This window comes from Fulvivirga kasyanovii (assembly GCF_009711405.1).
Classification (GTDB): domain Bacteria; phylum Bacteroidota; class Bacteroidia; order Cytophagales; family Cyclobacteriaceae; genus Fulvivirga; species Fulvivirga kasyanovii.
This window is the reverse complement of the sequence record NZ_SMLW01000430.1, coordinates 2433-10097: the sequence shown is the minus strand read 5'-3', so window position 1 is coordinate 10097 and position 7665 is coordinate 2433. Positions and strand designations below refer to the sequence as shown.

Sequence of the window (7665 nt, the reverse complement as noted above, 5' to 3'; positions counted from 1 at the left end):
TGTTCGTTCTAAATAAAATATTTGATGAACCTGCGAGTATACATAAAATCAAGCCAATGTTAAAAAAATGTTATTCCGGCTTGGATACAAATTAGTGTGCTTTTGTAACCGAGGTAAACAGATTAATTTGAAATAAATTTATGCGTGTGGAAATACACTGATAAATCAAGCCGAATTTCTGGAGATGTTATTAATAAACGAGTACCAAAAGCTAATGACAAAACACATCATAAAGGCATGTTCCCGATGTCTGCAAGCTTCCATGAAGCAAGCTTCATTTTCGAACCTTTTACGGATCAGACGGAATTTTTGGGGAGCAATTGTACTAAGCATAGATTTTAGAAAGTTTGTAAAGAAAGAAGCTAACATTTTTGACACCTCGAAATTGACTTCTGAAGGCTTTAATTTTAGCGTTGAAAGACTCGGCTGCCGCATTGGTACTTCTACGTTCAAAATAGTTAAGGATAGTCCGGTAATGTTGCTGGATCGTTCTTGAGACAGTATTAAAGGACTTGAACTGGGCTTTTCTACCTTTGTCATTCGCGATCCTTTGGCTACTAGTTCCCAGTCCCGGGAAACCACTTTCCCCAAATCTTCATTGAGCCACCTTCTTCGTTTTATCTTTAGGTAACAAGCTTTGCCATGAATCGGAAAGTCACTGATGGTAACTTCGTCAAAATAGCCTTGGGAAAGCAGATTTTGCCCTACAAACTCCCCCGGATGAAGATTCTTTTCTTCCATCCTGATAGTGTACTTCTCGGAAGTCTTCTCAACTCCAGTCACTTCAAAATATTCCAGAATACCTTCTGGAAGGCATAGTGGCTGACAAGGTACTCATACAAAATGTCAGGGTTAGGATCCTGGCTAAAGGTCTTATGTGTGAGATGTTCCCCCATAATACTCACTTTCCAGTTCGTTTTGCGAACGTCCAGGTCCACATAAACCTTTTCTCTTTTAAATGAAAAACTTGTAACTTGTGTATCCATAGCTTAGGGCATTTTAAAGTCATACAAATAACTCTTTACCTTTAAAATTAACCCGGAGCTTTACTTTTTACAAACATAGGGGCTTGATCCACAAAATGGAGCCGGTTTGTAAAACCCCTGACTAGTCCTGAATAAACTGTAACGTTTACTCAGGACTAGTCACCTGATATTGCTTATTTAATACCAAATTTTTCTTTCACCTGATCTACATAATCAAGCTTCTCCCAAGGGAATAGTTCTACTTCCATTTCCACTTCCTGTCCGCTTGGTGATACAAACTTTTTAGTTACTTTTTCACATGGTCTTCCCATATGTCCATAAGCCGCAGTTTCTGAGTAGATCGGGTTTCTGAGCTTTAACCTTTGCTCAATGGAGTAAGGCCTCATATCAAAGATCTCCTGCACTTTTTTGGCTATTTCGCCATCCTTCATATCTACTTTGGCTGAGCCGTAAGTATTGATAAATATACCCATGGGCTCAACTACTCCAATGGCGTAGGATACCTGCACCAATATTTCATCAGCTACACCTGCAGCTACGAGGTTTTTGGCAATGTGCCTTGTAGCATAAGCAGCAGAACGGTCAACTTTTGAAGGGTCTTTGCCTGAAAAAGCACCGCCACCATGAGCTCCTTTACCTCCGTAGGTATCAACAATGATCTTTCTTCCTGTAAGTCCGGTATCTCCATGAGGGCCACCAATCACAAACTTACCGGTAGGGTTGATGTGGTATTTGATGTCATCATTGAAAAGCTTCTGGATTTCCGGCTTCAACTGAGCTTTAACGCGAGGGATAAGTATGTTGATGATGTCCGCCTTTATCTTCTTTAGCATTTCTTCCTCAGTGCCGAATTCATCATGCTGAGTGGAAACCACAATGGCATCAATTCTCTGCGGGACATTGTCGTCAGAATATTCTATGGTAACCTGCGATTTGGCATCAGGGCGAAGGTAAGTAATATCTTTATTCTCCTTTCTAAGCCTGGAAAGCTCTATCAGGAGCTTATGACTAAGGTCAAGGGCCAATGGCATGTAGTCATCTGTTTCGCTTGTAGCGTAACCAAACATCATTCCCTGGTCTCCTGCTCCTTGCTCTTCCGGGTTGCTGCGATCCACACCCTGATTGATATCAGGAGATTGCTCATGGATAGCAGATATTACACCACAAGAGTTGCCGTCAAACATGTATTCTCCTTTGGTATAACCAATTCTGTTGATCACGTTCCTGGCGATCTGCTGTACATCAAGATATGCCTCAGATTTAACCTCGCCACTAAGTACTGTAAGACCGGTAGTTACCAAAGTTTCACAAGCTACCTTTGAGTTTTTGTCAAATGCCAGAAAGTTATCAATTAAAGCATCAGAAATCTGATCTGCAATTTTGTCCGGGTGTCCTTCAGACACGGACTCGGAGGTAAATAGATAGGGCATGTATTATTTTATTTTAAATGAATATCATAAGCGTTTTAAAGCGCACAAATTTAGGTCAAATGTGCTTAAAATAAAATCTGCCCAAAAATAATAACATTAAAATGTTATTGCGCGACATACATTAAAAATACCGTGGGCACTTTGTGAAGTTCTACCTGTATTGATTTCCAGTCTTTTACCTTTGCCGTTTTAATATATTCTTCATCCCCTGAAATATCCCTGGCCACACATAGCAACGTTTCCTGATGGCAGGTTTTAATCAGATTTTCCAAAAGTTGATTGTTTCGGTAAGGAGCTTCTATAAATATTTGTGTCTGGTTATTTTTTCGCGACTCATTTTCTAGTTGCCTGATGGTGCTCTCCAGGGCTTTTTTCTCTATTGGAAGATAACCGTGAAAGGTAAAATTCTGACCGTTAAAGCCGGAGGCCATAAGTGACAGGAATATGGATGAAGGCCCGACTAATGGCACCACTTTAATGTCATGGGCATGTGCATATTTAACTGCCGCCGACCCCGGGTCTGCTATTCCCGGGCAACCGGACTCTGAGAGTACCCCTATATTTCTTCCCTCAAATACGGGTTTCATCAACCTCTCAACCTCGATTACCGGGGTGTTTTTATCCAGCAGTTCAAAATGTAGTTCTTCTATGTTCAAACCGAGTTTCAGGCTACTGATAAAGCGCCTGGCGGTTCTAAGGTTTTCTACCAGAAAGTAGGCCGTGTGCTTTACCACCTGCCTTACCTGCTCGGGGATTACGTCTGTTTGCTTTTGAGAAATTACTGTAGGAATGAGATAGAGCTGACCTTTCGACATGTTTTTTAATTTGAAAATGTAAAGGTAAGGAAAGGAGCAAACTTATAACTTGTTTTCGGTTTTTGCTCATGGGTGAAGGCTCCGGTTAGGCCATCAGGTCTTTTATGGCCGCGTTAATATGCTCAAAGTAAAATTTATACCCTTCGCTAAGTAGCCTTTCCGGAATTACCTTCCGGCTTTTTAGGATTAGCTCGGTTTCTGTGCCTATAAGCCATGCTCCTAATTCAAGTACCGGCTTAGTCAATGGGATTCCTAATGGCATACCAACTGCATCTCTCAGCACCCTCATTAATTGCGCATTGGTAATCACTGAAGGTGAGGTGACATTATAAATGCCGCATGACGTTCTGTTATTGATCAGGAAATCGACAATGTGGACAAAATCATTTTCATGCAGCCAACTGAAATATTGCTTACCGGAGCCTTGCTTTCCACCCATTCCCATTTTAGCGAGATTCCGTAGAGGGAGCAAAGGGCCTCCGCTTCTGCCTAAAACTATTCCTGTTCTCAAGGTTATTTTCCGGGTCATAGGCAAATTGAAGTGATTAAATGCAGCCTCCCATTTTTTACAGACATCTACGGAGAAGCCTGTCCCTGTTTCACCATCGGTTTCCGTCATGTCCTTATCCAGGGAGTGTCGGTAGATAGTCGCAGAAGCGGCATTTAGCCATACTTTTGGAGGCTGCTTACAATGTACTATGGCATTGCCTATAGCTAGAGTGGCATCAATCCGTGTGTCATAGATCAGTTGCTTGTTCTTTTCAGTATATCTGCAGTCTACGGATTTTCCATTCAGATTAATTATAGCATCTGCACCTTCTAACGCGTCTGTCCAGAGCCCCGGATTTTTTGCATCCCACTTATAATAAGCAATGTTACCATGGTCTATAGTATGCCTTCTGGATAATATGCTTATCTCATATCCTTTCCTGGAATAAAAGCTGGCCAGGCAGGTGCCCAGAAAGCCGGAGCCTCCTGCAATTACTATTTTTTTCATATAGACCCTGTCGTTAGCATGATACCAAGTACTAAAAGCCTGTATAAAACCCAGGTAGCAGTGAGAAGGTGTGGAAGGCCAAGCAGTTTAACCCTTCTTACATGTTCGATTAACATATAAGTTACCACTATGGAGAAGTACCCGGCAAAAACGTAAGGTTCGTCTGTAAGGTGGTTGAGCAGGAACGCAGGAGTTAACAGCAGTGCACCCAGTAACGAAACAGTCATCATATGCCCAAAATAATTAATGTACTCCTTTGCGCTTAGTACGCCCAGGGTCCGCAGTGCCATGGCTTGAAATGCAATCTGTCCCGCGCAAATTATAAACTCTCTGTTTAGCTGTGTTTTTGCAATAAGCGGAACAAGCAGCTCGGAGTAGAATGAAAGCACAATTGATGTTATAAACCAGGCAAATGCTATGTAGACCCACCTGTATTTAAAATTAAAATCCGGAATGCACTTATTTTCTGCGCTGCCCGGGGCTATCACCTTGCGATTGTAAGAAACAAAGCAATAAATTTTCCGGCAGATAGCTCTAAAATGTTTTTGATCAAATAAGATACTAAGCATTGGAAAGCTATGTCCTATCACGGTAAACAGGCTGTCGATTCCATAAATGACTGAGTTATTTTTCCTGTTGACCAGCGCTATTTCATTGCAGGCCCTTTTGTGATCCAGGTCAGTGGTATGTGAAAGTGCGCTGAAGGGTTTTCTGCCATAGGTGTCGAGCATGCCGCTGCGAATGAATGCCCCGGTGTAAATTTTACACATGGGACATTCATCGTCATAAATCAGGGTGTGATCTTTTAAAGTTTTCATAACCATCTACGTAGTTGCAGTCTGAGCTTTTTTGCGAAGCTTGAAGAATATGAAAAGGTTAAAGAAATGCATGGCTCCAAGTATGAGTATAATGGTGCCCAGTTTAACACTCAGCTTTTCTATCATTTCCTGGGTAGTGTCGATAGAGCCGAATATTTTCAAAGTGTACACTGCATAACCGATGTTGATCAGGTAGAAGCCGACTACCAGAAGTTTGTTGACGCTGTCTGCAAGCAAGTCATTGCCATGGAAGATGTCTACCAGAAATACCCTGCCGTTTGTAAATAGTGTTTTGGCTACCCATACGGTCAGAATAATAGTGAGAGGCATGTAAAATGCATAAGTGAGAATAGTGTAGTTCATGATACAGATATTTAGTGGATAATTATTTTCAAAACTTTCAATAAAAAATGAAACATATTTTTAAATTTTTTTAAAGCTTAATTTTTGATAGAAGTTTGTAGAACCAGTTTTGTTTTGAATTAATAAACAGGTTTAAGGTAGACTCGGCCTGTCCGGCGAAATCGGAAATATTTTTTGTTACCTCTTTAAACTCCTTTACCTCTTTCGAGTCTCCATCCACATCCTGTAACTGGTTCAGGACTTTGAGCATAGGCTCCAGCTCCCTTTTCTTTCTTTCTTTGGCCACTTGTTTTGCCAGCTCCCAAATATCTTTTCCAGCCACAAAGTATTCCCGTCTTTCGCCGGCTTTCAGCTCCTTTTCCACTAGGCCCCAATCCATGAGAGCCCTGATGTTTTGGTTGGCATTACCCCTTGAAATTTGAAGTTCTTCCATAATATCTTCGGTTGACAAAGGTGAGGTCGATATGAGTAAAAGCGCATGTATCTGGGCCATGGTTCTGCTTACGCCCCAACTGGAACCCAAACTTCCCCAAGCCAAAATAAACTTATCCTTTGCTTCCTGATATTTCATACGTCAAAGGTAAATCAATGTTTCGAAACTTTCAATAATAAATGAAAAATTAAATGCTGGCCTGATAGTCTATGGGTTATGGAGTAGGCTGAAGCCTGTAGAGCAAAATTGAACGTGAAGCTTACCACTATGAATCAGTAAACCGAATATAAAGCTACTTTCTCCCGGTTTGCCAACTGCCTTTGCCGATTGCCATTTTCAGTGTCTTGTCAAACACTGAAAGTTAGTGTCGCCTTAGAATTCAGATTGATCCGAAATTACCCTTGCACGATTTTTTTCAATTCACTGCGATATTCCGATGGGCTTTTGCCAGTAAAGAGCTTGAATTGCTTATTGAAGTGCGAAAAGTTGTTGAACCCACACTCGAAGCAAATGTCTGTAATACTGGAAGCGCTTTCTGATAATAGCTTTGACGCATGTACTAACCGGTATTCGTTGACAAACTTGGTAAATGTTTTTCCGGATATCTTTTTAAAGTACCTGCAAAAGGCCGGCTCCGTCATACTGACCTTATCAGATATTTCATCCAGACTGATCTGCTTTTGAAAATTTTCGCGTACGTATTTATATACTGTGTTAATACGGTCATTATCCTGAGGTTCTATTTCAAGGGCAAAGCCGTCTACATTTAATATAGTGTACTCCTCCGACAAAGCCAGTTGTTTTAGTATAGCCAGGGTTTTAAGAAGCCGGTCGTATGGGTCTTTATCAATGAGTTTTTCAATTTTTGCCCCGACTGCTTTTTTGGTTTTGCCATGAAATGCAATGCCTCTTTTGGCGCGTTCCATCAACTTTTTAACCGGAGCCATTTCCGGTATCGAAAAGAAGCTCTCTCCAAGAAAATCCTCACGCATTTGCAAAATGGTTTCCGATCTGTTGGCCGTTAGCCGGTCGGTAAAGCCAAAGTGGGGCAGGTTAGCACCAATAAATATAAGATCGCCATTATTAAAATACGAGAGTTGATTGCCTATATGCCGCTTTCCGCTGCCACCGTTTACATACACCAGCTCCATCTCCGGATGAATATGCCAATAGGGTAATTTGTTGCGACATGGATCGCGATATTGCCGGATGGTTATAGAGCTGCCAAAAGCCGGATTGATTTTTTCAAATCTGGGTTTCTTAGTAATCATAAGGCAAAGTAAAATGATAAGTCTGAGACCAAGATATGTAAAATTAACCGGTTTATATGCAAAATTAACCTGATATATCATCCTTAGGTATAATCAGGTTAAAATACAACATAAAGTGGCCAATTTCGCTGTAGTAAGCCTTATCAGATCCAGCTAAGTTTGTATCATAAGTTTTGCAATCAAAACACGACGGATATGAAAACATTAAAGACATCCATGGCAGCGGTCCTATTATTGACCACATTATTTGTAAGCGCTTACGGCACCACCCCGTATATCAAAGTGACCAGTTATGATCAGAAAAAGTTTTTCCTAATTATAAAAAACACTGATTCCTCGAAAGTAAATGTGGAACTGAAAGATGTAGATAATTTCAGGCTATATAAAGAAACTAACATTCAAAACGGTGAGTACCTAAAAGGTTTTGACATGCAGTCGCTGCCTGATGGTGAGTACACCCTGGAAATTGAAAATAACCAGCGAATCGAAATGTTTGCACTATCTATTATCAATGGCAAACTTTCGATCAACAGGGATAACCGTCTTGTAATC

General features: G+C 40.9%; 10 protein-coding genes. 1 reads left to right on the top strand and 9 read right to left on the bottom strand.

The genetic code is table 11. The features are described from left to right. Nucleotides 1-165: 165 nt before the first annotated feature. The 9 genes from E1163_RS31660 to E1163_RS06450 all read right to left on the bottom strand — a co-directional run bounded on the left by E1163_RS31660 (nucleotide 166) and on the right by E1163_RS06450 (nucleotide 7113). Complete coding sequence (locus E1163_RS31660; protein WP_425482682.1) at nucleotides 166-783, bottom strand: ISAon1 family transposase N-terminal region protein; 618 nt, start codon at nucleotides 781-783, stop codon at nucleotides 166-168. Next, on the bottom strand, nucleotides 780-986 hold the full coding sequence (locus tag E1163_RS06485) for a hypothetical protein (protein WP_155170626.1): 207 nt from the start codon (nucleotides 984-986) through the stop codon (nucleotides 780-782). The genes E1163_RS31660 and E1163_RS06485 overlap by 4 nt, the downstream gene beginning before the upstream one ends. Before the next feature lie 173 nt (nucleotides 987-1159). Further along, nucleotides 1160-2416, bottom strand: a complete 1257-nt coding sequence (gene metK / locus E1163_RS06480) for a methionine adenosyltransferase (protein WP_155170625.1) — start codon at nucleotides 2414-2416, stop codon at nucleotides 1160-1162. Nucleotides 2417-2520: 104 nt separating this feature from the next. Then, nucleotides 2521-3231, bottom strand: a complete 711-nt coding sequence (locus E1163_RS06475) for an SAM-dependent methyltransferase (RefSeq protein ID WP_155170624.1) — start codon at nucleotides 3229-3231, stop codon at nucleotides 2521-2523. 85 nt (nucleotides 3232-3316) lie between these two features. Then, nucleotides 3317-4228, bottom strand: a complete 912-nt coding sequence (locus E1163_RS06470; RefSeq protein ID WP_155170623.1) for a TIGR01777 family oxidoreductase — start codon at nucleotides 4226-4228, stop codon at nucleotides 3317-3319. Further along, entirely contained in the window at nucleotides 4225-5046 is an 822-nt protein-coding gene (locus E1163_RS06465; RefSeq protein WP_155170622.1) for a hypothetical protein, read from the bottom strand. The genes E1163_RS06470 and E1163_RS06465 overlap by 4 nt, the downstream gene beginning before the upstream one ends. 6 nt (nucleotides 5047-5052) lie before the next feature. Beyond that, nucleotides 5053-5409 (bottom strand): hypothetical protein, encoded by a 357-nt coding sequence (locus tag E1163_RS06460; RefSeq protein ID WP_155170621.1) that lies wholly within the window; start codon nucleotides 5407-5409, stop codon nucleotides 5053-5055. 70 nt (nucleotides 5410-5479) lie between these two features. Beyond that, on the bottom strand, nucleotides 5480-5980 hold the full coding sequence (locus E1163_RS06455) for a GbsR/MarR family transcriptional regulator (protein WP_155170620.1): 501 nt from the start codon (nucleotides 5978-5980) through the stop codon (nucleotides 5480-5482). 257 nt (nucleotides 5981-6237) lie between these two features. Next, entirely contained in the window at nucleotides 6238-7113 is an 876-nt protein-coding gene (locus E1163_RS06450) for an AraC family transcriptional regulator (RefSeq protein ID WP_155170619.1), read from the bottom strand. Nucleotides 7114-7308: 195 nt separating this feature from the next. Here E1163_RS06450 and E1163_RS30450 point away from each other — a divergent pair. After that, nucleotides 7309-7665, top strand: a 357-nt coding sequence (locus E1163_RS30450) for a hypothetical protein (protein ID WP_185155987.1), incomplete at its 3' end; no start/stop codon positions are given.

Excerpts from the sequence above, each read along its gene's own strand:
- E1163_RS06485 (WP_155170626.1), bottom strand. The coding sequence starts at position 986 with ATGGATACACAAGTTACAAGTTTTTCATTTAAAAGAGAAAAGGTTTAT.
- metK (WP_155170625.1), bottom strand. The coding sequence starts at position 2,416 with ATGCCCTATCTATTTACCTCCGAGTCCGTGTCTGAAGGACACCCGGAC.
- E1163_RS06475 (WP_155170624.1), bottom strand. The coding sequence starts at position 3,231 with ATGTCGAAAGGTCAGCTCTATCTCATTCCTACAGTAATTTCTCAAAAG.
- E1163_RS06470 (WP_155170623.1), bottom strand. The coding sequence starts at position 4,228 with ATGAAAAAAATAGTAATTGCAGGAGGCTCCGGCTTTCTGGGCACCTGC.
- E1163_RS06465 (WP_155170622.1), bottom strand. The coding sequence starts at position 5,046 with ATGAAAACTTTAAAAGATCACACCCTGATTTATGACGATGAATGTCCC.
- E1163_RS06460 (WP_155170621.1), bottom strand. The coding sequence starts at position 5,409 with ATGAACTACACTATTCTCACTTATGCATTTTACATGCCTCTCACTATT.
- E1163_RS06455 (WP_155170620.1), bottom strand. The coding sequence starts at position 5,980 with ATGAAATATCAGGAAGCAAAGGATAAGTTTATTTTGGCTTGGGGAAGT.
- E1163_RS06450 (WP_155170619.1), bottom strand. The coding sequence starts at position 7,113 with ATGATTACTAAGAAACCCAGATTTGAAAAAATCAATCCGGCTTTTGGC.